This window comes from Nocardiopsis sp. EMB25, from assembly GCF_026797795.1.
Classification (GTDB): domain Bacteria; phylum Actinomycetota; class Actinomycetes; order Streptosporangiales; family Streptosporangiaceae; genus Nocardiopsis; species Nocardiopsis lucentensis.
This window is the reverse complement of record NZ_JAMTDN010000001.1, coordinates 2878385-2905090: the sequence shown is the minus strand read 5'-3', so window position 1 is coordinate 2905090 and position 26706 is coordinate 2878385. Positions and strand designations below refer to the sequence as shown.

Sequence of the window (26706 nt, the reverse complement as noted above, 5' to 3'; positions counted from 1 at the left end):
AAAGGCACACCGTGAGTGTCACCGCACCCCGGGGCTTCCGCGCCGCGGGAGTCGCCGCGGGTCTGTCCACCGGCGGCGCCCGGGACGTCGCCGTCGTCGTCAACGACGGTCCCTCCCGAGCGGCCGGGGCCGTGTTCACCGGCGGAACCGACCGAGCCGCACCGGTCCTGTGGTCCGCGCAGGTCGTCGCGGGCGGGCGCGTGCGCGCCGCCGTCCTCAACTCCGACGGCGCCAACGCGGGTACCGGTCCCCTCGGCTTCCAGGACGTGCACGCCGTCGCCGAACACACCGCCGACGCCCTGTCCGATTCCGCCGCCGAGGTCGTGGTGTGCTCCAGCGGCCCCGCCGACGTCCGGCCGCCCCTGGACTTCCTGTGCGACGGCGTGACCGCCGCGCTCGACGAGGCGAGCCGCGGCGGGGGACTGGCCGCCGCCGACGCGATCCGCACCACCGACACCGTCGCCAAGATCGTCTTCCGACGCGGCGACGGCTACACCGTCGGAGCGATGGCCAAGGGGCCCGACCCCTCCGTGGCCACCGTCCAGTGCGTGCTCACCACGGACGCGGACCTGACCGCCGACCAGTGCCAGGAGGTGCTGGCCCCGGCCATGGCGAAGTCCTTCGCCCCGCTGACCGCCACCAACGACGTCGCACTGCTCATGGCCAGCGGCGCCAGCGGTGTCCGCCCCGACCCGGACGCGTTCGCCGCGCTGCTCGCCGAGGTCTGCGCGGACCTGGCCGCCCAGGTCGACACCGACACCGGAGCCATGGGCACCGACGTCCCCGCCACCGACCACGGAACACCCACATGATCTCCCGTCCGCCCGCCCAGCAACCCAACCCCGACACCGAACACGGCCCCACCGCGGACCCCGTGGAGGACCGGGCACGCGCCATCGACAAGGCCGCCAACCTCATCGAGGCGCTGCCGTGGCTCTCCCGCTTCCACGGCCGCACCGTCGTGGTCAAGTACGGCGGCAACGCCATGGTCAGCGAGGAGTTGCGGGTCCGCTTCGCCGAGTCGATCGTGTTCTTGCACTACGCCGGCTTGCGCCCCGTCGTCGTCCACGGCGGCGGCCCCCAGATCAGCGCCGAACTCGACCGTGCCGGGGTGGAGTCCACCTTCACCGCCGGCCTGCGCGTGACCACCGACGAGGCCATGAACATCGTGCGCATGGTCCTCACCGGCCAGGTGAACCGCGAGATCGTCGGCCTCGTCAACCAGCACGGCCCCTTCGCCGTCGGCGTGTCCGGGGAGGACGCCAACATCCTCACCGCCGAACGCAAGACCGTCACCGTCGACGGCGAGACCGTGGACATCGGGCGGGTCGGCGAAGTGACCGCCGTCGACCCCGGCGCCGTCGCCGCGCTCCTCGCCGACGGCCGCGTCCCCGTGGTCTCCAGCGTCGCCCGCGCCGACGACGGGGGCGTCTACAACGTCAACGCCGACACCGCCGCGTCCGCGCTGGCCGTCGCCCTGGGGGCCAGCAAGCTCATCATGCTCACCGACGTCGAGGGGCTCTTCGCCGACTACCCCGACAACACCGAGCTGATCAGCCGCCTGAACGTCGACGAGCTGCGCTCCCTCCTTCCGACCCTGTCGTCTGGCATGCTGCCCAAGATGGAGGCCTGCCTGCACGCGGTCGAGGGCGGCGTGCCCCAGGCGCACATCATCGACGGCCGCGTCCCGCACTCGCTCCTGCTGGAGGTCTTCACCGACCAGGGGGTGGGCACCATGGTCGCCGACGAGGAACTCGAAGCCGCCCTGCTCGCCGGGAACGGCCACCACCCGCGCCCCTGGCGCCCCACCGACACCACCACCCACAGCACAGGAGGCGTGAAGTGACCAGCGGTGCCGACCTGCGCGAGCGGTTCTCCGCCGCGCTCATGCCCAACTACGGGGTCCCTCCCATCGCCCTCAGCCTCGGGCGAGGCTGCGAGATCTACGACGTCGACGGCCGCCAGTACCTTGACCTCATCGCCGGAATCGCGGTCTCCGGTCTCGGCCACGGACACCCCGCCCTCGTCAAGGCCGTGGCCCACCAGGCGGCCACGCTCGCCCACACGAGCAACCTGTTCGTCCACGAGCGCGAGGTCGAGCTCGCCGAACGACTCGTCGCCCTCCTCGGAGGCGACGCCAAGGTCTTCTTCGCCAACTCCGGCACCGAGGCCAACGAGGCGGCCCTCAAGCTCGTCAAGCGCGCCGCGGGACCCGGCCGCCACTACTTCGTCGCCGCCACGCGCGGCTTCCACGGCCGCACCTCCGGCTCCCTCGCCCTGACCGGCAAGGACTCCATCCGTGAGCCCTTCGGTCCCTACGGGATGGACGTGCGGTTCGTCCCCCACGGCGACATCGACGCCCTCACCGAGGCCGTCGACACGGGCTGCGTCGCCGTGTTCACCGAGCCCACCCAGGGCGAGGCCGGGGTCGTCCCCGCGCCCGAGGGCTACCTCGCGGGCGTGCGCGCCGTGTGCGACGAGACCGGGGCCGCCTTCGTCCTCGACGAGATCCAGAGCGGTGTCGGGCGCACCGGCCAGTGGTTCGCCCACCAGGACGCGGGCGTGCGTCCCGACGTCCTCACCCTCGCCAAAGGCCTCGGCGGCGGACTGCCCATCGGCGCCTGCGTCGGCTTCGGGGACTACGCCGACGCCTTCCAGAAGGGCGACCACGGCTCCACGTTCGGCGGCAACCCCGTGGCGTGCGCCGCCGCCCTCGCCGTCCTCGACACCATCGAGAGCGAGGGCCTGCTCGCCCACACCGCCGTCATGGGCGACCTGCTCGCCGAACAGCTCGACGCGATCGACCACCCGCTCCTGGAGGGGCAGCGCGGCAGCGGACTCTGGCGGGCCCTCACCCTGACCGCCCCCGTCGCCGCCCACGTCCAGGACCAGGCCGCCGTCCGAGGCTTCCTCGTCAACGCCGTGGGCCCCGAGACCATCCGCCTCGCCCCGCCCCTCGTCATCACACCCGAGCAGATCGGCGTGTTCATCGAGGCCCTGCCGACCGTCCTCGACGCCGCCGAGGCCGCCGCCACGAAGGAGAAGCAGTCATGAACCGGCACTTCCTGCGCGACGATGACCTCTCCCCGGCCGAACAGGCCCGGGTGCTCGACCTCGCCGACGCGATGAAGAAGGATCGCTTCGACCACCGCCCGCTCGCCGGACCGCGGACCGTCGCGCTCCTCTTCGACAAGCCCTCCACCCGGACCCGGCTGTCCTTCAGCGTCGGTGTCGCCGATCTCGGTGGCACCCCGTTGGTCGTGGACACCGCCACCACCCAGATGGGCCGAGGCGAACCCCTGGCGGACACCGCCCGTGTCCTGGAACGCCAGGTGGCCGCCGTCGTCTGGCGGACCTTCGCCCAGGCCGACCTGGAGACCCTCGCCCGCTCCAGCTCGGTGCCGGTGGTCAACTCCCTCACCGACGAGTTCCACCCCTGCCAGATCCTCGCCGACCTCCAGACCGTGCGCGAGCACAAGGGCGTCCTGGCCGGCCTCACCCTCGCCTACCTCGGCGACGGCGCCAACAACATGGCCCACTCCTACCTGCTGGGCGGCGCCACGGCCGGACTCCACGTGCGGGTCGGAGCGCCCGAGGGCTACCATCCCGACCCCGCCGTCCTCGCCCGCGCCGCCGAGATCGCCAAGGACACGGGCGGTTCGGTCACCGTCACCACCGATCCTCGCGAGGCGGCCGACGGCGCCGACGTCCTGGCGACCGACACCTGGGTCTCCATGGGCCAGGAGGGCGAGGCCGACGATCGCGAGGCGCCCTTCCGCCCCTACATCGTCGACACCGCACTCCTCGGCGCGGCGCACCCCGAGGCGATCGTCCTGCACTGCCTGCCCGCCTACCGGGGCAAGGAAATCGCGGCCGAGGTCATCGACGGCCCCCAGAGCGTGGTGTGGGACGAGGCGGAGAACCGCCTCCACGCCCAAAAGGCCCTCCTCGCCTTCCTCCTGGGGGCCAGTGGGGACACCCGGGGCGAGCGCCGATGACCAACGACGCCGGTACCGCGCCGATGACCAAGGCGGCCCGGCACGCCCGGATCACCGACGTCCTCACCCGCGAGGACGTCCGGTCCCAGGGCGAGCTGGCCAAACGCCTGGCCGCGGCGGGCGTCCAGGTCACCCAGGCCACCCTCTCCAGGGACCTGGACGAACTCGGCGCGGTCAAGCTGCGCACCGCCGACGGCCACCTGGCCTACGTGCTGCCCGGGGAGGGCGGCGAGCGGCTGCAACGCACCCGCCCCGACACGCTCGACCTGTCGGAGGCCTCCGGCGCCCGCCTGACCCGGCTGGCCGAGGACCTGCTGGTGTCGGCCGAGGCCTCCGCCAACATGGTCATCGTCCGTACCCCTCCCGGGGCCGCCCAGTTCCTCGCCTCGGCGATCGACCACACCGACTTCCACGCCATCCTGGGCACCATCGCCGGGGACGACACCATCCTGGTGATATCCCGCGACCCCCAGGGCGGCGAGGAGTTGGCCGACGCGCTCCTACGCCTGGCCGACCGCAGGCCCTGAGTGGGTGCTCTCTCCGAGCCTTCGCTTCGGCTCGTGTTCGGGTGCCCGAAAGGCCGGGGGTTCTCGCCCGCCCCTCACCCGCCGCCACCCTCACCTGACGGCAGCCGAACGGTAGCCCCCTCGGGCCGACCACCCCGGGAGTAGCTTGAGGCCCACCCCCCACACGTCCACGTCCACGTTCCACCGAAGGAGACCACCATGGCCGATCAGCCCGGCACCGAGACGCCAGGCACCGGCCAGCCCGAGGCCCTGCGCCTCTGGGGCGGCCGCTTCGAGGGCGGCCCCGACCAGGCGCTGGCCCGGCTCTCGCTGAGCACCCACTTCGACTGGCGGCTCGCCCGGCACGACATCGCCGGATCGCGCGCCCACGCCCGCGCGCTGCACCGCGCCGGACTGCTCACCGCAGACGAACTCGACCGGATGATCGAGGGGCTGGACCGGCTGGAGACCGACGTCGCATCGGGCGCGTTCACCCCCGTCTTCGAGGACGAGGACGTGCACACCGCCCTGGAGCGCGGCTTCATCGAACGGGTCGGTCCCGAGCTGGGCGGCCGACTACGGGCCGGACGCTCCCGCAACGACCAGATCGCCACCCTTGTGCGCATGTACCTGCGCGAGGAGGCCCGCTCCATCGCCGACGAGCTCCTGGCGCTGGTCCGTGCCCTGGCCGACCAGGCCGGGGCGCACCCCGACGCGGCCATGCCCGGCCGCACCCACCTCCAGCACGCCCAGCCCGTGCTCCTCGGCCACCAGTTGATGGCCCACGCCTGGCCGTTGCTGCGCGACGTCGAGCGCCTGCGCGACTGGGACCGCCGGGCCGCCGTGTCCGCCTACGGGTCGGGCGCGCTGGCCGGGTCGTCACTGGGCCTGGACCCGGAGGCGGTCGGCGCCGAGCTGGGCTTCCCCGCATCGGCGGAGAATTCGATCGACGGGACCGCCGCCCGCGACGTCGTGGCCGAGTTCGCGTTCGTCACGGCCATGATCGGCGTGGACCTGTCCCGCCTGTCGGAGGAGGTCATCCTGTGGGCGACCAAGGAGTTCTCCTTCGTCACCCTGGACGACGCCTTCTCCACCGGTTCGTCGATCATGCCGCAGAAGAAGAACCCGGACGTCGCCGAACTCGCCCGGGGCAAGGCCGGCCGACTCGTAGGTGACCTCACCGGCCTGCTCACCACCCTCAAGGGGCTCCCCCTCGCCTACAACCGGGACCTCCAGGAGGACAAGGAGCCGGTCTTCGACGCGGTCGACAGCCTCCACCTGCTGCTGCCCGCGATGACCGGCATGGTCGCCACGCTCACCTTCCACACCGACCGCATGGCGGAGCTGGCGCCCCAGGGCTTCTCCCTGGCCACGGACATCGCCGAGTGGCTCGTCCGTGAGCGCGTGCCCTTCCGCGAGGCGCACGAGATCGCCGGGGCCTGCGTGCGCGTGTGCGAGGAGCGCGGGATCGACCTGCCCGACCTGACCGACGACGACTTCGCGGCCGTCTCCGAGCACCTCACGCCGAAGGTGCGCGAGGTCCTCACCGTCCAGGGCTCCCTCGCCTCCCGTGCCGGGAAGGGCGGCACAGCGCCGGTCCGCGTCGCCGACCAGCTGGAGCGTCTGCGCGCCGGGGTCGCCGAGCACCGGGACGGCTGGCTCGCCGACCAGCTCACCGCTCAGGCCGGGTAACCGGGATCCGGGTCGGCGGCGGGCGCGTCCGCGGGTGGCGGGCGTGCCCGCCCGTCACCCTCCACCACCCTCAAACGTCGCCTGCGGCGCGGTCCCTCCCTCTTCGTCACCCTCCACCACCCTCAAACGTCGCCTGCGGCGCGGTCCCTCCCTCTTCGTCACCCTCCACCACCCTCAAACGTCGCCTGCGGCGCGGTCCCCCTTCGCGTCGTATCCGAGCCCGTACCACGTCCGCTTCCACGGCTCCAGCGGCCACCGCGTATCCATTTCCGCGTTCCCCCGGCACCGGGTCCCTGAGTGCGATAGCGTCCTGAGTCTGCGGGCACCAAACGTGGCCTTGCCTGTACTCCCCGCGCACAGCGGGATCGCGCGTGCCTCCACGGGCCCGGCACGCCACGCGACGACCCCCGGACGGCCAGTCCGACCGGGTGCGGAGGGGCCACGCCGATCGGAGCTCGCGACCAGTCGGTGGGGAGGAGCGCGATGGGACAGCCGGTCACCACCGGTCACGGCATCAGAGCACAGCTCAACAGGATGGTGCTGATCCCCAGCATCACCTTCCTGGCCCTGTTCGTCGTCCTGAGCACGGCCACGCTCATCCAGGCGGTTTCCCTTCGCGCCGCCGTCAACGACGGACGCGACGGTATCGAACTCGCCGGCGCGCTCGCCCGGCTCCAGGAGGAGCGCCGACTCAGCGTCGAGTACCTGGCGGCCCCCGGGCCCGAGACGCGACGCCCCTTCGTCGACGCCGTCGGCTCCACGGATACGGCCCTCGAACGCGTGCGGGACCTACGCGGCAGCCTCGGCGCACGCGATGAGCCGGGTGTCCCCGACCTCGCTGACGCGTTCTTCACCTCGTTGGACGAGGTCGAGCAGACCCGCGCCGACAACCTCGCCGCCCCCGGTGGGACCGAGGACACGATCGCGAGCTACACCAAGGCAGTCCACCAGGGCATTCGGCTCTACGCCAGCATCGCGCGCGCTCTCGACGACGGCCCCGCCTCAGCCGAGGCCTCCGCCGCCACCGACCTCATGTGGGCCCTGGAGAGCTTCAGCCACACCGACGCCCGCGTCAGCGCGATCCTCGCGGGGGACCGCCTCACCCGCGAGGACCAGCTGCGCGTCGCCGAGCTCGCCGCCGACGCCCGCCACCGGGTGACCACCAGCAGCCCCGGCCGGTCCGCCCTCGACGCGGACGCCCCCACCGCGAGTGCGCTCGCCGAGAGCGACGCCTGGCACGAGGCCCTCGACATCACCGACACTCTCGCCCGCCACGACCCCCCGATCACCATCGATCCGGTGACGGCGGAACAGACCCGTGACACCACCCCGCCCATCGGGACCGACGGGTGGCGTGCGGCGGCCGACCGCGTCACCGACGATCTGGGCGCCGTCATCGACGCCCGAACCGGATCCGTCGTCACGGCCGGGGAGGACGCCAGCTCCTGGATGCTCACCCTCGCCCTGGGCGGCGGCATCGTCTCCCTGTTCGCGGGCACCGTGGCCTACGGTGTGGCCGCCCGCTCCGCCAGCCGGCTCACCTACCGGCTCGCCAAACTGCGCTCCGACACCCTCGGCACCGCACGTTCGGACCTGCCCCGCATCGTGCGTCGACTGGAGGCGGGCGACACCGTCGACCTCGACACCGAGATGAAGCAGCTCGACCACGGAGACGACGAGGTCGGCCAGGTCGCGGACGCCTTCAACATCGCCCAGCGCACCGCCGTCAGCGCCGCCGTCAAACAGGCCGACCTCCGGGCGGGCGTCAACCGGGTCTTCCTCGGTATCGCCCACCGGAACCAGTCACTCGTGCAGCGCCAGATCCAACTGCTGGACCGGGTCGAACGCGAGGAGGAGGACCCCGACCTGCTGGAGAGCCTCTTCCAGCTCGACCACCTGGCCACCCGCGGCCGTCGCCACGCTGAGAACCTCATCATCCTCGGCGGGGCGCAGCCCGGTCGGCGCTGGCGCCACCCCATCCCCCTCATGGACATCCTGCGCGGCGCCATCTCCGAGACGGAGGAGTACGCGCGGGTCCGGGTGACCTCCGTACCCGAACTCTCGCTGGCCGGCGCCGCCGTAGCCGACGTCATCCACCTGCTGGCCGAGCTGGTGGAGAACGCCACCGCCTACTCCCCGCCGCACACCGAGGTCACCATCGCCACCGAGACCGTGCCCAAGGGGGTCGCCGTCGAGGTCGAGGATCGCGGACTCGGCATGACCGAGGACGCCCTGTTCAGGGCCAACACCACCCTCAGCGAGGCGCCCGAGTTCGACGTCATGGGCCCCGGCACCGACGCCCGGCTGGGCCTGTTCGTCGTCGCCCGCCTCGCGCACAAACACGGCGTCGGCGTGCAGTTGCGCTCGTCGCCTTACGGAGGGACGCGCGCCGTCGTGCTCATTCCGTCGGCGCTCATCACGTCCGGTACGGGCGGGGGGACTGAGCGGCCCCGGATCAACGGCGTCGCCCGGACCGGGGGGAACGCCACACCGGAGCGGTGGGACCAGGCACGCACGCACGACATCCTCGCCGCCGCGGGCGGGCCCTCCGGACGTCAGCGCCCCCTGCTGCGCCCGGTGCCCCCGTACCCGGACGGTGACACCCGCGTGGGCCGGTCCCCGCGCGGTACCGGCTCGCCCGTGCTCCGGAGGGTTCCCAACCTGGCGTCCCCGGACGCCGACGGAACCGGCGCCGGTGAGGCTGAGGAACACGGACACGGCCGCGTGGGGGCCGGTCCCGACCGGCCCGGGCTGCCCAGACGCAGGCGGCAGGCCAACCTCGCACCACAGCTCAGGGAGGACCGGGGCGAGGATCGCGCGCCGAGGTCGGCGGGCCGGAGCCCGGAACAGGCACGCCAGATGATGAACGCCTTCAACGCGGGGACGCGCCGCGGACGGGCCGGGGATGTCGACGGGAGCGAACACGGAAGTGACGGTCAGGTCGGTGCGGGTACCGACGATCACACGGGAGAGAGCGACTGAGATGGTGGGCAAGAGCAAGGCCGCGGACAACCTGGACTGGTTGTTGGACGATCTGGTCGATCGCGTGGTCGGCGCCGACCACGCGATCGTGCTGTCGGCCGACGGGCTGTCCCTGGGACGGTCCCGCGCGTTGGCCGCCGAGGACGCCGAGCACCTGTCGGCGCTCGCGTCCGCGTTCCAGAGCTTGGCGCGCGGGACGGGACGGCACTTCGGCGGAGGAGAGGTCCGCCAGACCGTGGTCGAGATGGAGCACTCCTACCTCTTCGTCACCGCGGCGGGGTCGGGGGCCTGCCTGGCGGTGCTGGCCAGCGCGGACGCGGATGTCGGTCTGGTCGCCTACGAGATGAACCTGCGGGTCAGGCGGGTGGGGCAGTTCCTCACGGCTGCGCCCCGGCGGTCCGCTGGACTCAGCGCCATGGGAGGGACGGGTTCGTGAACACACCGGGCGAACAACGTGGCATCGTCCTTCCGGGACCCGTATCCGCGGAGGGGGCGGGTACCGGGACCTCGGGCACGGAGCCGGCCGACGGCCGGTCCGCGCCCTGGTATCGGGGGCGGACCCACCCGACCTCCGAGGGGCCCTCGCCGGGCGTCCTGGCGGGTGATGCCCCAGGAGGCTCCCTGGTCCGCCCCTACACGATGACGAGGGGGCGCACGCGCCCCAGTGACTACGGGCCGCGGTTGGACATGATCACCATCGTGGTCGCCGTCCGCGGCCGGGCCGAACGGCCCCTGGAGCCCGAGCAACGGGAGATCCTGCGGCTGTGTCGGCGGCCGATCTCGGTCGCGGAGATATCGGCACGGCTCGATGTCCCCATGACCGTGGTGAAGGTGCTCCTGGGCGATCTCGTCGCTGAGGGAGACGTTCGCACGCGGGCTTCCGTACCCGTGACCCAGCTTCCCGAGAAGAAAGTACTTCAGGCGGTACTCGATGGCATCCGCAGACTCTGAGACCCGGCCGGGGGCGCGGGAACCGACCCGGCAGGAGCCGATCCCGCAGGCAGTCAAGATCATCGTCGCCGGGGGGTTCGGCGCGGGCAAGACCACCCTGGTCGGCTCCGTCAGCGAGATCGCCCCGCTGAGTACCGAGGAGGTCATGACCGAGGCCAGTTTCGGGGTGGACGACACCGGAGGCGTGGAGGACAAGACCACGACCACGGTGGCTCTGGACTTCGGTCGCATCACCATTAACTCGGACATCGTGTTGTACCTGTTCGGGACGCCCGGCCAGGACCGGTTCTGGTTTATGTGGGACGAGTTGTCCGAGGGAGCGCTGGGCGCGGTGGTGCTCGCTGACACACGCAGGCTCGACACCTGTTTCCACGCCGTCGACTTCTTCGAGCGGCGTGGGGTGCCGTTCGTCGTGGCGGTCAACCGGTTCGACGGTGCCGACGACTACGGGGCGGAGGAGGTGCGCGAGGCGTTGGACGTCACCGAGGGCGTCCCGATCCTGATGGCCGACGCACGGGTACGCGCGTCGTGCAAGGAGGTCCTCGTTGAGCTGATCACGCACGTTCTCAGGGTGCGGAGCCCGGCTCTGAGCGGATGAGGTTCGGCGCCCCGGCGCCGGGCCGACGGGCGGGTCCGGTATACGTTCGGGACACACGCCCTCGAAATGCGGTGTTGAACGCTACAATGTCGCGGCAGTGACCTTGGCCGTGATCTGCCCTGATCGCCCCATCCGCCTCTTATCTGAATCCTGGTATGCGAAACTCAGACCGACTTCCTCCACGCGAACTCCCCAAGCGTCGTTCCGGTCGACACCGCAACCCGTTGTCCTTCGACAACTGGTTCGGTACTCCCGCGCTGGTCATGGCGGTCCCGGGAACGGCCGAACAGGCCCGGGACGCCGACGGCGGGTCGATCGGTGCCCGGATGGCCGATCTGGTACGCGCCTACCGCCCAGAGGTCACGATCCGCTTCGGACACACCGAGGGTGACGAACAGACACTCGCCGAGGCGCTCACCGGACTGGACGACGGGGACGACCGTCCGCTGGCCGGTGTCGTGGTGCCCCTGGTCACCGCGCCGCACGAGACCGTGTCCGAGGTGATCTCCGCGGCCGTGGCCGCCTCGGGCGCGAACGTGCGCGTCACCGAGGGACTGGGTCCCCACCCGATGCTGGCCGAGGTCCTGCACCTGCGCCTGGCCGAGGCCGGCTTCGTGCGGGCCGACCGTATGCGCCTGATCAGCGTGGTGGCTCGAGACACGACGATGGCTGACGGTGTCGTCGTCGGCGCGGTCGGCGGTGAGGGCGCGGTGGGCGCGGCCGGGGTGAGCGCGGTCCTGCTCGCGGCCCGTCTCGGGCTGACCGTCCTGCCCGCGGATCTGGACAGTGCGGCGTCGGTGGAGCAGACCGTCGGCCAGCTCCGCCAGGGCGGGTGCCAGCGTCCGGTGATCGCACCGAGCGCGCTGGGGCCCGAGCTGCCCCGCGCGGATCTGGAGGCGCTGGCCGAGCGTTTCGGGGCGCGACTGGGTACATCGCTGGGGGCGGACAGCCTTCTGGGTAAGATCGCGGCGCTGCGCTACGCCGAGGTCCTCAACTCGCTGGGGGTCGAGCAGCCGCCGACCGTCGACGAACTCCCCGCGCCGGTGGGTTCCCGACACCGCCCGGAATCCTGACCCGGGGCGCGACACGCCGAGTCCCACGGCAAGACATACGGGGCCATCCGTTCCACGGGTGGCCCTTTGCCGTGTGTGCTGCCGTGACCTGCGGGTTTCGAGACGAAACAGGGATTCCTTAGCACACCTGGAGAGGACGCTCCCGCCACAAAGGATAACTATTCGTGATTGTTTGACAGCGTAGGGCAATGAAACTCCGATAGCCTCACAACGACCGCACTCCGCCGAAGCGCCTGCCGAGGAGCACGGCGGATCCACAGGCTGGAGGGGGCCATGCGTAGAACCCGCGACCGCGCGCCCACGATCCGCGCGCAGCTCACCCGTATCGTGCTGATCCCGAGCCTGTGCTTCTTGGCGCTCTGGCTCGTCGTGGCCGCTGTGGGCACGGTCCAGGCGGTCCAGCTGATGGACGCGGTCGCCCAAGCGAGGGAGGGGGCCCGTGCCTACTCCGCGGCAGCCAACGAACTACGGGCCGAACGGCGTCTGACCGTCGTCCATCTCGGCCTCGGCGAGCGGGAGGCGGCCGACGACGGACGACGCGCCGAGCTCGAGGCGCAGCGTGAGCGCACCGACGCATCCCTGACCCGGGCGGTCACCGTTGCGGGTTCCTCGTCGGTCGGCGGTGACGAGGTCGAACGCAGCGCGGCCACGGTCGAGGAGGCGCCCACGGCGCTCACCGAGCTGCGCACGGACGTCGACGAGGGGAACGCGGGCCGAGGAGAGGCCTTGATCCGGTACGGCGACGTCCTCGACGGTGTCCAGGACGCCACGACCGCCCTTCTGCACTCCACCGACGGCGGCGAGAATCTGACCGACGCGGTCCTCACCCAGGAACTGCTCGGAGCCCGGTCCGCCTTCGCCCGGGCGGACGCGCTCTTGGCCGGGGTCATCGCCGCGGGGGAGATGAGCTATGAGGAGACCGCCCACTTCACCTACCTCACCGCCTCCTACCGCGACGCTCTGGAGACCGCCGAACCCGCCATGCACCCCAGCGTGAGGAAACGCTACGAGGAGATGGTCTCCCAGGACGCCTGGACCCGGGCCGAGAGGGTCAGCCGCCGGGTGGTCACCCGCTCCCCGATCGCCGAGGCCGCTACGGGGGAGGGTGATCAGGCGATCGAGGGCGCGCTCCCCGGATGGAACACCCACATCGACGTCACCGACGTCGAGTGGGACGGCTCCTCGGCCGCCGCCGCGCTGGCCCTGGACGGGCTGACCCGGCTCCAGGTCGAACGCACCGTCGACCTGGCCTGGAGCACCGCGCTGCTGCGCGTCTCCCTCGGCGTGGCCGCCGCGGTGGCCACCCTCGGCGCGGGCGTCGCCGCGATCGCCGTCGTCGGCCGTTCCTCGCGCCGCCTCACCGACCGGCTGGACCGGCTTCGGGAACAGATCCTGGACCGTGACGAGGACCTGCCCACCATCCTCGACCGGGCCCAGAGGGGACACCGGGTCGACGTCCATGAGGAGCTGCCCTTGCTGGACGAGTGCGGGGACGACGAGATCGGGCAGGTCGCCGAAGCCCTGGACAGCGCCCAGGTCGCCGCGGTGGAGGCGGCGGTCCGCCAGGCGGAGATCCGGCGCGGCGCCAACCGGGCGTTCCTCGGCGTCGCCTTCCGCAACCAGACGTTGGTCCAGCGCCAACTGCGCCTACTGGACGAGATCGAGTACCACGAGCAGGACCCGGAGGCACTACGCCGCCTGTTCCGTCTGGACCACCTGGCCACACGGGCACGCCGCTACGCCGACAACCTCATCATCCTCGGCGGCGGCCAGTCGGCCCGCCGCTGGCGACAGCCGCGTCCGCTCGTGGACGTGCTGCGCGCGGCCATCGCCGAGACGGAGGACTTCGAACGGGTGCGCCTGACCTCGGCGCCGCGGGCCCTCCTCCAGGGGCAAGCGGTCGAGGACGTCGTCCACCTGCTGGCGGAACTGGTGGAGAACGCCACCCAGTTCTCCCCGGCCGGAACCCCCGTGGACGTCAGCTGCGCGCCCGTGGCGGACGGCCTGACGGTGGAGGTCGAGGACCGGGGCCTGGGCATGTCCGAGCACGGGTACGCGGCCGCGGCGCGGACGCTCGACCAGCCTCCGGAGTTCGACGTGATGGCCCTGCCCGACGACCCCCGTCTCGGGTTGTTCGTCGTGGCCCGGCTCGCCGGACGGCACGGGGTCCGTGTCTGGCTGCGCCCGTCTCCCTACGGCGGGACACGGGCGACCGTGCTCGTTCCCGACACCCTCCTCGAACCGTTGGAGAACGCGACGACGGTCGCGGGACGGGGGACCCCGCCGTCGGGTGTGCCGACGGGCGGCCCGATACCTGACCCCACACGGCACCCCGAGGAAGGGGGAGGGGCACCCGTCCCCGGTATCGGGCATAGCGGGCCCCAGGTCACCGCTCCGCCCGGCGGGGTTCCCCCCCACCCCGCACACCCCAGCGGGCCCCAGGTCGTCCCCCCGCCCCACACACCGCACGGGAGCCACGGTGAGCGCTGAGACATCACGGGCGGGAATCGGGGACGGTCACCGTCTCCCCGACCCTGACATCGGGTCGGTCCCGGTTCCGGAGGTCGACGTCCCACGCGCACCGGAGCCCGACGTCCCCGACACGGCACGGCCCGACCCGGACGGCGCCTGGGACGGTCGGGAGAGGTTCCTGCGTCCCTTCGCGGTCGACGCGGGCGACCCCGACGCGGCGGGGTCGGGCGGCATCGCGCGCGGACGCGGGATGGACCTGCTCGGGCACGTCGTCGCCGCCCGAACGCCCGGACGGCGGGAGTGGCTGCGGCCCGAGCGCGGCGCCATACTGGAGCACGCCCGGTACGCACGGACACTGGTCGAACTGGCGGTGGAGGTGCGGCTGCCGGTGGGCCAGGTCCGAGTGATCGTCGCCGACATGGTGGACGACGGGTCGCTCCAGCTCTGCGGCCCCTCCCGGCCACTGGCCCACCAGGACATCCTGCACGCGGTTCTCGTGGGACTGAGGTCACTCTGACCGACCCTGCCAGGTGCGTCGGTGTTCGGTGTTGCTAGCGTTCCGGCATGCGCAGCACCGAACACGTCGGCGTCGTCGGCGCCGGAATCATCGGACTGGCCCTCGCCCGGCGGCTCGCCCTCCAGAGACCGGGCGTCCACGTCACGGTCTTGGAGAAGGAGGCCCGGGTCGCCGCGCACCAGACCGGCCACAACAGCGGCGTCGTCCACGCCGGCCTGTACTACCGGCCGGGGTCGCTCAAGGCCACCCTGTGCCGACGGGGGGTCGGGCTGCTCAGGGAGTACTGCGCGGAGCACGGGCTGCCCTACCAGGAGGTCGGCAAGCTCCTCGTCGCGGCCGACGCCGACGACACGGCGCGGCTGGAGGCCATCGAGCGGCGCGCGAAGGACAACGGCGTCCCCGGCGTGGTCCGACTCGGCCCCGGCGGACTGCGCGACGTCGAGCCCCACGCCGCAGGTGTGGCGGCTCTGCACTCGCCCACCACGGCGATCACCGACTTCGTCGCCGTCGCCGAACAACTCGCCGACGACGTGCGTCGCTCCGGCGGGCGTGTGCTCCTGCACACTCCCGTCATCGACATGCGGCAGGACCACGACGGGGTCGAGGTCCTCACCGGAACCCCCGAGGGCGAGCGGCGCATCCACCGCTTCGACCGTCTCGTGGTCTGCGGCGGCCTGTACGGCGACGAACTCGCGCGGATGGCGGGATCGACCGCCGACCCCAGGGTCGTGCCCTTCCGCGGCCACTACCACGAACTCGTCCCCGAGCGCCGCCACCTTGTGCGAGGGCTGGTCTATCCCGTCCCCGACCCCAGGTACCCGTTCCTCGGGGTGCACCTGACACGCCACGTCCACGGTGAGGTCATGGCCGGTCCCAACGCCATTCTCGCGACGGCGCGCGAGGGCTATCTGGCCCGTGACCTCGACTCGCGCGAACTCGCGCGGACACTCGCCTGGCCCGGCTTCTGGAAGCTGGCCCGCCGCCACTGGACGATGGGCGTCCGCGAGGCCCTCGTGTCGTCCTCGCGGGCGGTCTTCGCCCGCCAGGCGCGTCGGCTCGTACCCGAGATCAGCGCCGCCGACCTGCGCCCCGCCGGATCCGGGGTTCGGGCGCAGGCGCTGGGGCGGGACGGTGCCCTGCTCGACGACTTCCACGTCGACACCCACGGGCGGGTGGTGTGCGTGCGCAACGCCCCCTCACCCGCGGCCACGTCCTCGCTGGCGATCGCCGAGTTCCTCGCCGACCACCACGTCCCCGAACGCTGACTGTGGCCGACCGGGACAGGACGTCCACGGGCGGTTCCGGGAATGTTCGGGGGTGTGTCGGAGCGGAGTTATCCACAGGTTCGGGCGCACCCTGGTGAGGGGACCGAAGCGCTTCGATCATGGATGGGGACGGGGAATCGGGAGGGGCCCGGGACCACCGTCGGAGGTGCCCATGACCATGACCGGACGGCTCGTGGCGGCACTCGCCGCCCTGATCGCACTCGTACTCACGGCGGCACCGGCCGCCGCCGACCCTGGAGGAGACGTGGACGGCTTCACCGTCGGTTACCTGCCCGCGCAGGTCGACGAGCAGACGTCGGTCGACGAGTTCGACTACGAGTGGGGCGACGTGTCCTTCTCCACCCGCGTGTGGGAGAAGGCCTTGGAGGGCGGAGGCGCCAGGGTCGTCCTCCAGGTTCTCGTCATGCGCGGGGACCGGCTCGCGGACCTGGACTCGGTCCGCGCGTTCCTTGCCGAGTACCACGAGCGCTCCCCGGACGACTGGGAGCTCGACGAGTTCGACAACCAGGGGGCCCGGGCCCTGCACGGCGAGACCGAGGCCTTCTGGTCCCCCGAGCCGGGGGTCGCGGTGGAGGTCCGGGACACCTTCGGACTCCTCGGCCAGGAGGAACTGCTGGCGACGGCGCGCGGGATCAGTCAGCGTCCCCTCGTCTGACGGAGCGGTGCGGCCGCGTCCGCCCGTCGCGTCGGACGGGCGGACGCGGCCATGGGCCGGCGATCCGGGCGGAGGCTCAGCAGCCCGCGAGCACCTCGCGCAGGGCCCGCGCCTCGTCCGGGTCCACGGTGAGCTCCCACGTGTGCTTGACCTCGATCCAGGACACCGCGTAGTCGCAGTGGAAGGACTCCAGCGGGGGTAGCCAGTCACCCGGGTCCTCGTCGCTCTTGGAGCGGTTGCTGGAGGCGCTGACGGCCCACAGTTGAGGGGAGGCGTCCAGGTCGTTGGCGAAGCGTTCGCGCTCGGCGGTCGTCCACTCGCTCGCACCCGAACGCCAGGCTTCCTTGAGCGGAACCATGTGGTCGATGTCGATGTCACCGGCCTCGTTGAGGGTCTCCCCGTCATACTCGCTGTACCAGGTACCGGAGACCGGTTGGCACTCGTCGTCGACCTCCACGTTCTCACCGTCACGCAGCAGGACCACCTGGCGGGCGGTGCAGTTGTCCCGCACCCCCGACTCCCAGTGCGGGAAGAGGGAACGGTCGTAGCCGGGAGGATCGTTCTCCTCCACGATGCTCAGTTCCTCCAGCAGTTGGAGAGCCCCGTCCGCGTCGGGGGAACCGTTCGCCGACGTTTCGCCGGCCCCTTCGGTGGGTGCCCCGTTGGCCGCGGTGCCACCGGTACCCGATTGGTCCGACTCCTGAGGGCCGAGGTCGATCACCCCCATCTGGTACAGGGCGAGTGCCGCGACGACGACGAGGACACCGGCGGCACTGGTGAGGATCTTCTTGGACATGGGGGTACTCCAACGCGGTCCGATTCCCCGGGCGGGGTGCTCCGGGGCGCCCCACCAGCTTGGCGTATGCGTGGGCCAGGGGGAACAGCGCCGGGCCGACGGGGACTCGCCTCGCGCGTGGAGAGGGAACGAGTGCTCGGGAGGAGACCGCGGGGATCGACCGGGGAGACGCTGACCGGAGAGGAGGTCGTACACGAACGATCCCATGAGCAGCGGTCCGATGCCCGCGCTGTACAGCGATGCCCGTGTCCGGCTCAGTCGCCCCCGGAAGGTACGCCACGTGTACAGGACGGCCGCCAGCCAGCACCAGGGTCCCTCGACCGCTGTCGTCACTGACGACACCCGCGACGCCGACACGTTCAGCCAGCGTCAGTACCCTCCTCCCGTCGGTTCGCCCTCGGCGCCCTTCTCGTCCCCGATTCGGGCGGGCCCGGTGCCGGGCCAGCTCCGGAAGGCCCGCACGAACCCCTCGACCAGGAGTCCGTAGCTCTCGTCGACGTCCTCGGGCAGCCCGAACCCACCCTGCGCCTCCAGGTCCACGAATCCGTGCAGTGCGCTGCGCAGGGCACGGACGGCGTGCACCGCCTGGTCGCCGTCGATGCCGAACCCGCTCAGGACGGCCGTGAGCACCTCCACCGGAATGGCGTAAACCCGCCGCGCCTCGCGGTCGTCCCCGCCGGGGGCCCGCTGGAGCGCGGCGTAACGACCTGGATGGGTGTGCGCGTAGCGGCGGTAGGCCGCGGCCACGGCGCGTAGTGCGTCGACCCCGGCGAGGCCGGTGGCGGAGGCGCGCAGCCGCTCACCGAGTTCGGCCGCTCCAAGGAGGCCGACCTCGCGCCGCAGCCCGGTCAGGCCGTCGACGTGCTTGTACAGGCTCGGAACCGCCACCCCGAACCGTTTGGCGACTGCCGCCAGTGAGAGGGCGTCAAGGCCCTGCTCGTCGATGAGCCGGGCCGCCTCCTCCGCCACCAGCCGTGGGGACAGTCCGGCCCTAGGCATCGGCACGCACCCGCTCGGCCAGGTTCAGGAGGGCGGGCACGACGACATCGGGCCGCTGGGACTGCGGATAGTGACCGCACTCGGGGACCATCTCCACGGATCCGCCGACCACCGACGCCACCCATGCGGCCTCGGCCGCGGGGTCCGGCCAGTCCGGGTCCTGCTCACCGACGAGCACCACGGCCTTCGCCCTGAGGCCGCTCGGCTCCAGAACCTCTTCGTTGGGCGCGTAGATGGTGGAGAACACGGCCCGGAAACGGTCCGCGGGGCGCAGCATCGCCAGGACGCGCGCCTTCTGCTCCTCGTGTCCTTCCGGCTTTCGGCCGGCGTGCAGGCTGTCGTAGAAGGCCACCAGCGCCCTGGGCGCCCATGGGCGGACGAGCAGCAGCCTCTGCGCGATCCTGGTGAACAGGTTCGGCTTGGCGTTGCGTAGGAACGGACCCAGCAGGGCGATCCCGGCGACCAGGTCGGGGCGCTCCTGGGCGGCGATGGCCGCCGCGGCTGCGCCCATGGAGCAGCCGACCACGATGGCGTCGTTCCCACCGAGTTCCTCGATGAGTGCGAGGGCGTCTTCGGCGGCCGCGCGGTTGTCGTGGCGGTCGAAGGTGGTGTCACTGTCGCCGTGGCCGCGCAGGTCCATGACCGCGACTCGGAATCCGGCGGCGGCGAGTGCGGCGCCGACGAACCGGAACGAGGCGCGGTGGTCGAACATCCCGGGAACACAGACGACGAGCGTGCCGTCGTTTCCAGGGCCGTAGAGGTCGTAGGCGATCCGCCCCTGTGGGCGGTGGAGACGGTGCACGTCGAGCTCCCCTGTATTGGCTAGCGCTTATAGCCTAAAAGCTAAGACTGTTAGCTTTCTCCTGTCAAGGCCGCCAAGGCGCCGAGGGGCGGTGCCGGGGCGGGATTCTTCCCGGTGGCCCCTGGCGTTGTGTGTGGCGGATGGTCACCCCAGCGGGCCCGATAGCGTGGGGTACGAGGAAAACCGGGTGATCGTCCGCAATGACCCGGCCTACACTTCCCAGCAGATCGGGCCCGGGGCCCGCCCTAGCGACAGAGAGACGACAGTGACCGACATCATCGACGAACTCCAGTGGCGCGGCCTGCTCGCGCAGACGACCGACCTTGACGCACTCCGCAAGGCGCTCGCCGATGGTCCGATCACCCTCTATTGCGGATTCGACCCGACGGCGGGCAGCCTGCATGTCGGTCACCTCACCCAGATCCTTACCCTGGCCCGCTTCCAGCAGGCGGGGCACCGTCCGATCGCGCTGGTCGGCGGTGGTACGGGGCTTATCGGTGACCCCAAGCCCACCGCCGAGCGGCAGATGAACTCGGTCGAGACGGTGCTGAACTGGGTCGACAACCTGGGTACGCAGCTGTCGGCCTTCCTCCGGTTCACTCCCGAGGGCGAGCAGCCGGAGCCGACCGACGCGATCCTGGCCAACAACGCCGACTGGCTGGGCGAGATCAACGCGATCGAACTGCTGCGCGACGTCGGCAAGCACTTCAGTGTCAACCAGATGCTCGCGCGTGAGACCGTCCGCAGCCGCCTCGACGGCGAGGGGATGAGCTACACCGAGTTCAGCTACGTGCTGCTCCAGTCCTACGACTACGTCCAGCTCTACCGGCGCTACGGGTGCACCCTGCAGACCGGCGGTTCGGACCAGTGGGGCAACATCACGGCGGGGCTGGACCTGGTCCGCAGGATGGACGGCAACGAGCCGCACGGCCAGGCGCACGCCCTGACCACCAATCTGCTCACCAAGGCCGACGGCACCAAGTTCGGCAAGACCGAGTCGGGCAGTGTCTGGCTCGACCCCGAGCTGACGTCGCCGTACGCCTTCTACCAGTTCTGGTTCAACGCCGACGACCGCGACGTCATCCGTTACCTCAAGGTGTTCAGCTTCCTCAGCAGGAGCGAGATCGAGGAGCTGGAGCGCCAGACCGAGGAGCGGCCGCAGGCCCGCGCCGCCCAGCGCGCCCTGGCGCAGGAGCTCACCACGCTCGTGCACGGTGAGGAGGAGTGCCGCAAGGTCATCGACGCCAGCCTGGCCCTGTTCGGCCGTGCCGACCTGGCGGAACTGGACGCTCGCACGCTGGAGGCCGCGCTGTCGGAGGTGCCCAAGGCCGAGGTGTCGGGGCCGGTCGAGGAACTGCCGACCGTCGCTGAGCTGTTCGCGCAGAGCGGTCTGACCAACAGCAAGTCCGCCGCCCGCCGTGCCATCCAGGAGGGTGGGGCGTACGTGAACAACGTGAAGGTCGCTGACGTCGAGGCGCGGATCAGTGCGGCTGACGTCCTCGAGGGACGGTTCGTCGTGCTGCGCAAGGGCAAGCGCAACATCGGTGGAGTCATCCTCGACGGAGCCTGACCCGCGACGCCTCCGTGCCGATCGGGGCCGATGTCCTTGGGGCGTCGGCCCCGACGCGTGCGCGGGTGTGATCGCGGGGGTTCGGGGATGCGCTGACGGTTGTCGACGGGATGGGGGTTTCGATGAGGAATGTCCTGGGCAGGTAGCGAGTTGACAGTGACAGAGCCGACGCGGTCACCCGGTCCTGGTGTGAGGTCCGGACGCGTCAGGGGCCTGAAGATGCCGCCCGGACAGGGGCGACAGGGCCCCGGATCCACGGGTTGCCACCCGATCCGGGGTCTGGTTTGACGTCCAGAGGTCATCTCCCTATACTCGAAAGAGTCGCTGCGGGACGGCGAGCGATCCTCAGGGGTCAGCTCAGAACCGGGCCGCACTCCATATCTTCCTCTCCTCATCGTGGTTCGGGCATCCACTTGAATCCGGTAGAGTCGGGGAGTCGCTTTCCAGACCGATGGTTATCACCGGAACGGATACGACGCAGATGGAACAAAGACGGGTGCTTTACCCCGTTCGGTTGATCCGAAACCGCCGATTTGGCGGGACACGGAACACCTGATAAAGTAAAGACACAACAAAGCGGAAACGCAGACGCCTTCCACGGAAGAGCGACCGGACACACAAACCGGGGCTTGTACGGGAAGAGCGGTTGCTTCTTGAGAACTCAACAGCGCGTGTTTGATTTTCTTTAAGCCATGTTTGTTTTGGCCCCGTCACACACGAACCACGTGTTCGGTGTGAAGGGTTCCTTTGATTAACCACGAGAGTGGTTGGTCAGGATTACTTCTAGGTTTACCCGCCCAGACCCCTTTCAGGTGGTCGGGCAGGGTTGAGTGACCTTTATGGAGAGTTTGATCCTGGCTCAGGACGAACGCTGGCGGCGTGCTTAACACATGCAAGTCGAGCGGTAAGGCCCTTCGGGGTACACGAGCGGCGAACGGGTGAGTAACACGTGAGCAACCTGCCCCTGACTCCGGGATAAGCGGTGGAAACGCCGTCTAATACCGGATACGACCCACCACCTCATGGTGGAGGGTGGAAAGTTTTTCGGTCAGGGATGGGCTCGCGGCCTATCAGCTTGTTGGTGGGGTAACGGCCTACCAAGGCGATTACGGGTAGCCGGCCTGAGAGGGCGACCGGCCACACTGGGACTGAGACACGGCCCAGACTCCTGCGGGAGGCAGCAGTGGGGAATATTGCGCAATGGGCGAAAGCCTGACGCAGCGACGCCGCGTGGGGGATGACGGCCTTCGGGTTGTAAACCTCTTTTACCACCAACGCAGGCTCCGGGTTCTCCCGGGGTTGACGGTAGGTGGGGAATAAGGACCGGCTAACTACGTGCCAGCAGCCGCGGTAATACGTAGGGTCCGAGCGTTGTCCGGAATTATTGGGCGTAAAGAGCTCGTAGGCGGCGTGTCGCGTCTGCTGTGAAAGACCGGAGCTTAACTCCGGTTCTGCAGTGGATACGGGCATGCTAGAGGTAGGTAGGGGAGACTGGAATTCCTGGTGTAGCGGTGAAATGCGCAGATATCAGGAGGAACACCGGTGGCGAAGGCGGGTCTCTGGGCCTTACCTGACGCTGAGGAGCGAAAGCATGGGGAGCGAACAGGATTAGATACCCTGGTAGTCCATGCCGTAAACGTTGGGCGCTAGGTGTGGGGACTTTCCACGGTTTCCGCGCCGTAGCTAACGCATTAAGCGCCCCGCCTGGGGAGTACGGCCGCAAGGCTAAAACTCAAAGGAATTGACGGGGGCCCGCACAAGCGGCGGAGCATGTTGCTTAATTCGACGCAACGCGAAGAACCTTACCAAGGTTTGACATCACCCGTGGACCTGCAGAGATGTGGGGTCATTTAGTTGGTGGGTGACAGGTGGTGCATGGCTGTCGTCAGCTCGTGTCGTGAGATGTTGGGTTAAGTCCCGCAACGAGCGCAACCCTTGTTCCATGTTGCCAGCACGTAATGGTGGGGACTCATGGGAGACTGCCGGGGTCAACTCGGAGGAAGGTGGGGACGACGTCAAGTCATCATGCCCCTTATGTCTTGGGCTGCAAACATGCTACAATGGCCGGTACAATGGGCGTGCGATACCGTGAGGTGGAGCGAATCCCTAAAAGCCGGTCTCAGTTCGGATTGGGGTCTGCAACTCGACCCCATGAAGGTGGAGTCGCTAGTAATCGCGGATCAGCAACGCCGCGGTGAATACGTTCCCGGGCCTTGTACACACCGCCCGTCACGTCATGAAAGTCGGCAACACCCGAAACTTGTGGCCCAACCCCTTGTGGGAGGGAATGAGTGAAGGTGGGGCTGGCGATTGGGACGAAGTCGTAACAAGGTAGCCGTACCGGAAGGTGCGGCTGGATCACCTCCTTTCTAAGGAGTCTTTCACAGACCAGCGTTTTTCCTATGTGCTGGTCGGACTCGAAAGTGGACCCGCCGGGTTCCCTTGGTGGAACCGGTTGGGAGTGGCTTAGATGAGAATCGAACTTTGCCCCGGGCGACTAGAAGCGCCCGGGGGCGCGCTGTTGGGTGTCTGAGGAAGCAACCCTTGGGTTGGTTCCCGCGGACCGCCCCGGAGAACTCTTGTTCTGGTGGTGGGAGACGATGAGTCTTCTTGCTTCTGGTGTGAGTGGTGTTTGGGTATGCGGTTGGTGTTTTGATTTGTGAATAGTGTGCGCGAGCATCTTGTTATCTGTAGTGGCCAAGTGATAGTGGCATACGGTGGATGCCTTGGCACCAGGCGCCGATGAAGGACGTGGGAGGCCGCGATAGTCCACGGGGAGTTGTCAACCGAGCTTTGATCCGTGGGTGTCCGAATGGGGAAACCTAGCCCGAGTTGTGTCGGGTTGCCGCTGTCTGAATGTATAGGGCAGTTGGTGGTGACGCGGGGAAGTGAAACATCTCAGTACCCGTAGGAAGAGTAAACAACAGTGATTCCCTGAGTAGTGGTGAGCGAACGGGGAAGAGGCTAAACCGTGCGCGTGTGATAGACGGCAGTCGTTGCGTGTGCGGGGTTGTGGGGTGCATCTTTTCAGGTCTGCCGGCCTGGAGCGCTGATATCGACGATAGTTGAAGCTGTTGGGAAGCAGCACCGTAGTGGGTGAGAGTCCCGTAGATGAAGTCGTTGGTTAGGTGTTGATGTTCTCCCGAGTAGCGCGGAGCCCGAGGAATTCCGTGTGAATCTGGCAGGACCACCTGCTAAGCCAAAATACGTCCTGGTGACCGATAGTGCACTAGTACCGTGAGGGAAAGGTGAAAAGTGCCCCGGTGAGGGGTCGTGAAATAGTACCTGAAACCGTGTGCTGTCAAGCCGTCAGAGCTGACTTTCGGGTTGGTGATGGCGTGCCTTTTGAAGAATGAGCCTGCGAGTCATGGTGTGTGGCGAGGTTAACCCGGGTGGGGTAGCCGTAGGGAAACCGAGTCTGAAGAGGGCGTTGAGTCGCATGCTGTGGACCCGAAGCGGAGTGATCTACCCATGTCCAGGGTGAAGCGGGGGTAAGACCTCGTGGAGGCCCGAACCCACCAGGGTTGAAAACCTGGGGGATGAGGTGTGGGTAGGGGTGAAAGGCCAATCAAACTCCGTGATAGCTGGTTCTCCCCGAAATGCATTTAGGTGCAGCGTCGCGTGTTTCTTGCTGGAGGTAGAGCTACTGTTTGGCTGATGGGCCCGACAAGGTTACTGACGTCAGACAAACTCCGAATGCCGGTGAAGTGAAGCGCGGCAGTGAGACTGCGGGGGATAAGCTTCGTAGTCGAGAGGGAAACAGCCCAGATCATCAGCTAAGGCCCCTAAGCGTGTGCTAAGTGGGAAAGGTTGTGGAGTTGCTGAGACAACCAGGAGGTTGGCTTAGAAGCAGCCATCCTTTAAAGAGTGCGTAATAGCTCACTGGTCAAGTGGTTCTGCGCCGATAATGTAGCGGGGCTAAAGCACACCGCCGAAGCTGTGGAGCCCAGTCGTTTGGCTGGGTTGGTAGGGGAGCGTCGTGCATCCGGTGAAGCTGCCGAGTGATCGTGTGGTGGAGGGTGTGCGAGTGAGAATGCAGGCATGAGTAGCGAAAGCAACGTGAGAAACGTTGCCGCCGATTGACTAAGGGTTCCTGGGGCAGGTTAATCCGCCCAGGGTGAGTCTGGACCTAAGGCGAGGCCGACAGGCGTAGTCGATGGATAACGGGTTGATATTCCCGTACCCGTGCACGAGCGTCCAGTATCGAGGCGACGGATGCTAACCACGCTGGATGCCTAGGGTCCCTTCGGGGAGCTTGGGTTTTCTGGTCTGGGAACCGATGTTGTAGTAGGTAAGTGATGGGGTGACGCAGGAGGGTAGCTCTACCCGGCGGTGGTTGTCCGGGGGTAAGCGTGTAGGCTGGTGTGTTGGTAAATCCGCGCACCGTGTGGCTGAGACGTGATGCCGAGCCGTTTTTGGTGAAGTGAGTGATCCCATGCTGTCGAGAAAAGCCTCTAGCGAGTTCGTGTGTGGCCAGTACCCTAAACCGACGCAGGTGGTCAGGTAGAGAATACCGAGGCGTTCGGGTGAACCATGGTTAAGGAACTCGGCAAATTGTCCCCGTAACTTTGGGAGAAGGGGAGCCCTGTCTGGTGAAGATCTTTTCGGTCGGAGCTGGGTGGGGTCGCAGATAGCGGGGGGAAGCGACTGTTTATTAAAAACACAGGTCCGTGCGAAGTCGTAAGACGCTGTATACGGACTGACGCCTGCCCGGTGCTGGAACGTTAAGAGGACTGGTTAGTGGGTTTCGGCCCGCGAAGCTGGGAATCTAAGCGCCAGTAAACGGCGGTGGTAACTATAACCATCCTAAGGTAGCGAAATTCCTTGTCGGGTAAGTTCCGACCTGCACGAATGGCGTAACGACTTCCCCACTGTCTCAACCATGGGCCCGGTGAAATTGCACTACGAGTAAAGATGCTCGTTTCGCGCAGCAGGACGGAAAGACCCCGGGACCTTCACTATAGCTTGACATTGGTGTTTGGGATGGTTTGTGTAGGATAGGTGGGAGCCGGTGAAGCTGTCACGCTAGTGGCGGTGGAGGCGTTGGTGAAATACCACTCTGACTGTTTCGGGCATCTAACTTTGGACCGTGATCCGGTTCGGGGACAGTGTCTGGTGGGTAGTTTAACTGGGGCGGTTGCCTCCTAAAGAGTAACGGAGGCGCCCAAAGGTTCCCTCAGCCTGGTTGGTAATCAGGTGTTGAGTGTAAGTGCACAAGGGAGCTTGACTGTGAGACGGACGTGTCGAGCAGGAGCGAAAGCTGGGACTAGTGATCCGGCACCGGCGTGTGGAAGCGGTGTCGCTCAACGGCTAAAAGGTACCCCGGGGATAACAGGCTGATCTTCCCCAAGAGTCCGTATCGACGGGATGGTTTGGCACCTCGATGTCGGCTCGTCGCATCCTGGGGCTGGAGTTGGTCCCAAGGGTTGGGCTGTTCGCCCATTAAAGCGGCACGCGAGCTGGGTTTAGAACGTCGTGAGACAGTTCGGTCCCTATCCGCTGTGCGCGTTGGAGACTTGAGAAGGGCTGTCCCTAGTACGAGAGGACCGGGACGGACGAACCTCTGGTGTGCCAGTTGTCCTGCCAAGGGCATGGCTGGTTGGCTACGTTCGGGAGGGATAACCGCTGAAAGCATCTAAGCGGGAAGCTTGCTTCGAGATGAGGTCTCCTGCCTCCTTTGAGAGGGTAAGACTCCCTAGAGACGATAGGGTTGATAGGCCGGGTGTGGAAGCCTTGTGAGGGGTGGAGCTGACCGGTACTAATAGGTCGAGGGCTTGTCCGCTGCAGATAATTGGGTGTTCGCGCATAC

General features: G+C 68.6%; 19 protein-coding genes and 2 rRNA genes. 18 read left to right on the top strand and 3 right to left on the bottom strand.

Going from position 1 to position 26706, the window contains the following annotated elements:
• Window positions 1-11 precede the first annotated feature (11 nt).
• The 15 genes from KIK06_RS12475 to KIK06_RS12405 all read left to right on the top strand — a co-directional run bounded on the left by KIK06_RS12475 (window position 12) and on the right by KIK06_RS12405 (window position 16730).
• Window positions 12-812: a bifunctional ornithine acetyltransferase/N-acetylglutamate synthase gene (locus tag KIK06_RS12475; protein WP_268643268.1), complete on the top strand. Its 801-nt coding sequence runs from the start codon at window positions 12-14 to the stop codon at window positions 810-812.
• Window positions 809-1846 (top strand): acetylglutamate kinase, encoded by a 1038-nt coding sequence (gene argB / locus KIK06_RS12470; RefSeq protein WP_268643267.1) that lies wholly within the window; start codon window positions 809-811, stop codon window positions 1844-1846. Before KIK06_RS12475 ends, argB begins: the two co-directional genes overlap by 4 nt.
• Window positions 1843-3054 (top strand): acetylornithine transaminase, encoded by a 1212-nt coding sequence (locus KIK06_RS12465; protein WP_017599949.1) that lies wholly within the window; start codon window positions 1843-1845, stop codon window positions 3052-3054. Before argB ends, KIK06_RS12465 begins: the two co-directional genes overlap by 4 nt.
• Window positions 3051-3998 (top strand): ornithine carbamoyltransferase, encoded by a 948-nt coding sequence (gene argF / locus KIK06_RS12460; protein ID WP_268643266.1) that lies wholly within the window; start codon window positions 3051-3053, stop codon window positions 3996-3998. Before KIK06_RS12465 ends, argF begins: the two co-directional genes overlap by 4 nt.
• The gene (locus KIK06_RS12455) at window positions 3995-4525 is read left to right on the top strand and encodes an arginine repressor (RefSeq protein WP_268643265.1); all 531 of its coding nucleotides are present in this window, start codon (window positions 3995-3997) and stop codon (window positions 4523-4525) included. Before argF ends, KIK06_RS12455 begins: the two co-directional genes overlap by 4 nt.
• Before the next feature lie 198 nt (window positions 4526-4723).
• Window positions 4724-6196 (top strand): argininosuccinate lyase, encoded by a 1473-nt coding sequence (gene argH / locus KIK06_RS12450; protein WP_268643264.1) that lies wholly within the window; start codon window positions 4724-4726, stop codon window positions 6194-6196.
• Between the two features lie 483 nt (window positions 6197-6679).
• A complete protein-coding gene (locus KIK06_RS12445; RefSeq protein ID WP_268643263.1) occupies window positions 6680-9178 on the top strand; it encodes a sensor histidine kinase in 2499 nt (832 codons plus the stop codon).
• A gap of 1 nt (window position 9179) precedes the next feature.
• Window positions 9180-9614, top strand: a complete 435-nt coding sequence (locus tag KIK06_RS12440) for a roadblock/LC7 domain-containing protein (RefSeq protein ID WP_017599944.1) — start codon at window positions 9180-9182, stop codon at window positions 9612-9614.
• Window positions 9611-10129: a DUF742 domain-containing protein gene (locus tag KIK06_RS12435; RefSeq protein ID WP_268643262.1), complete on the top strand. Its 519-nt coding sequence runs from the start codon at window positions 9611-9613 to the stop codon at window positions 10127-10129. Before KIK06_RS12440 ends, KIK06_RS12435 begins: the two co-directional genes overlap by 4 nt.
• The gene (locus KIK06_RS12430) at window positions 10110-10727 is read left to right on the top strand and encodes a GTP-binding protein (protein WP_268643261.1); all 618 of its coding nucleotides are present in this window, start codon (window positions 10110-10112) and stop codon (window positions 10725-10727) included. The genes KIK06_RS12435 and KIK06_RS12430 overlap by 20 nt, the downstream gene beginning before the upstream one ends.
• Before the next feature lie 155 nt (window positions 10728-10882).
• Window positions 10883-11800 (top strand): sirohydrochlorin chelatase, encoded by a 918-nt coding sequence (locus tag KIK06_RS12425; RefSeq protein ID WP_026127844.1) that lies wholly within the window; start codon window positions 10883-10885, stop codon window positions 11798-11800.
• A gap of 273 nt (window positions 11801-12073) precedes the next feature.
• A complete protein-coding gene (locus KIK06_RS12420; RefSeq protein ID WP_017599940.1) occupies window positions 12074-14290 on the top strand; it encodes a sensor histidine kinase in 2217 nt (738 codons plus the stop codon).
• Complete coding sequence (locus KIK06_RS12415) at window positions 14280-14789, top strand: DUF742 domain-containing protein (protein ID WP_268643260.1); 510 nt, start codon at window positions 14280-14282, stop codon at window positions 14787-14789. Before KIK06_RS12420 ends, KIK06_RS12415 begins: the two co-directional genes overlap by 11 nt.
• Window positions 14790-14836: 47 nt before the next feature.
• Entirely contained in the window at window positions 14837-16054 is a 1218-nt protein-coding gene (gene lhgO, locus KIK06_RS12410) for an L-2-hydroxyglutarate oxidase (RefSeq protein WP_268643259.1), read from the top strand.
• A 172-nt stretch (window positions 16055-16226) separates the two neighbouring features.
• Window positions 16227-16730, top strand: coding sequence for a hypothetical protein (locus tag KIK06_RS12405; protein ID WP_268643258.1), 504 nt, complete (start codon window positions 16227-16229; stop codon window positions 16728-16730).
• Between the two features lie 76 nt (window positions 16731-16806).
• Here the strand turns inward: KIK06_RS12405 and KIK06_RS12400 are convergent, their stop codons facing one another.
• The 3 genes from KIK06_RS12400 to KIK06_RS12390 all read right to left on the bottom strand — a co-directional run bounded on the left by KIK06_RS12400 (window position 16807) and on the right by KIK06_RS12390 (window position 19327).
• Window positions 16807-17526 carry an HNH endonuclease family protein gene (locus KIK06_RS12400; protein ID WP_268643257.1) on the bottom strand — a complete coding sequence of 240 codons (720 nt, stop codon included), beginning with the start codon at window positions 17524-17526 and terminating at the stop codon, window positions 16807-16809.
• A 369-nt stretch (window positions 17527-17895) separates the two neighbouring features.
• Window positions 17896-18525 (bottom strand): TetR/AcrR family transcriptional regulator, encoded by a 630-nt coding sequence (locus KIK06_RS12395; RefSeq protein WP_268643256.1) that lies wholly within the window; start codon window positions 18523-18525, stop codon window positions 17896-17898.
• Complete coding sequence (locus tag KIK06_RS12390) at window positions 18518-19327, bottom strand: alpha/beta fold hydrolase (protein ID WP_268643255.1); 810 nt, start codon at window positions 19325-19327, stop codon at window positions 18518-18520. Before KIK06_RS12390 ends, KIK06_RS12395 begins: the two co-directional genes overlap by 8 nt.
• Window positions 19328-19592: 265 nt before the next feature.
• Between KIK06_RS12390 and tyrS the strand changes: the two genes are divergently transcribed.
• The 3 genes from tyrS (at window position 19593) to KIK06_RS12375 (ending at window position 26680) form a co-directional block, all read left to right on the top strand.
• On the top strand, window positions 19593-20897 hold the full coding sequence (gene tyrS / locus KIK06_RS12385) for a tyrosine--tRNA ligase (RefSeq protein WP_268643254.1): 1305 nt from the start codon (window positions 19593-19595) through the stop codon (window positions 20895-20897).
• Window positions 20898-21733: 836 nt separating this feature from the next.
• Window positions 21734-23266, top strand: a 16S ribosomal RNA gene (locus tag KIK06_RS12380).
• Window positions 23267-23591: 325 nt separating this feature from the next.
• A 23S ribosomal RNA gene (locus tag KIK06_RS12375) occupies window positions 23592-26680 on the top strand.
• Together the 16S and 23S rRNA genes form the textbook arrangement of a ribosomal RNA operon.
• Window positions 26681-26706 lie beyond the last annotated feature (26 nt).

Coding starts and splice junctions, on each gene's coding strand:
- argB (WP_268643267.1), top strand. CDS start 809: ATGATCTCCCGTCCGCCCGCCCAGCAACCCAACCCCGACACCGAACAC.
- argF (WP_268643266.1), top strand. CDS start 3,051: ATGAACCGGCACTTCCTGCGCGACGATGACCTCTCCCCGGCCGAACAG.
- KIK06_RS12455 (WP_268643265.1), top strand. CDS start 3,995: ATGACCAACGACGCCGGTACCGCGCCGATGACCAAGGCGGCCCGGCAC.
- argH (WP_268643264.1), top strand. CDS start 4,724: ATGGCCGATCAGCCCGGCACCGAGACGCCAGGCACCGGCCAGCCCGAG.
- KIK06_RS12445 (WP_268643263.1), top strand. CDS start 6,680: ATGGGACAGCCGGTCACCACCGGTCACGGCATCAGAGCACAGCTCAAC.
- KIK06_RS12440 (WP_017599944.1), top strand. CDS start 9,180: ATGGTGGGCAAGAGCAAGGCCGCGGACAACCTGGACTGGTTGTTGGAC.
- KIK06_RS12430 (WP_268643261.1), top strand. CDS start 10,110: ATGGCATCCGCAGACTCTGAGACCCGGCCGGGGGCGCGGGAACCGACC.
- KIK06_RS12425 (WP_026127844.1), top strand. CDS start 10,883: ATGCGAAACTCAGACCGACTTCCTCCACGCGAACTCCCCAAGCGTCGT.
- KIK06_RS12420 (WP_017599940.1), top strand. CDS start 12,074: ATGCGTAGAACCCGCGACCGCGCGCCCACGATCCGCGCGCAGCTCACC.
- lhgO (WP_268643259.1), top strand. CDS start 14,837: ATGCGCAGCACCGAACACGTCGGCGTCGTCGGCGCCGGAATCATCGGA.
- KIK06_RS12405 (WP_268643258.1), top strand. CDS start 16,227: ATGACCATGACCGGACGGCTCGTGGCGGCACTCGCCGCCCTGATCGCA.
- KIK06_RS12400 (WP_268643257.1), bottom strand. CDS start 17,526: ATGTCCAAGAAGATCCTCACCAGTGCCGCCGGTGTCCTCGTCGTCGTC.
- KIK06_RS12395 (WP_268643256.1), bottom strand. CDS start 18,525: ATGCCTAGGGCCGGACTGTCCCCACGGCTGGTGGCGGAGGAGGCGGCC.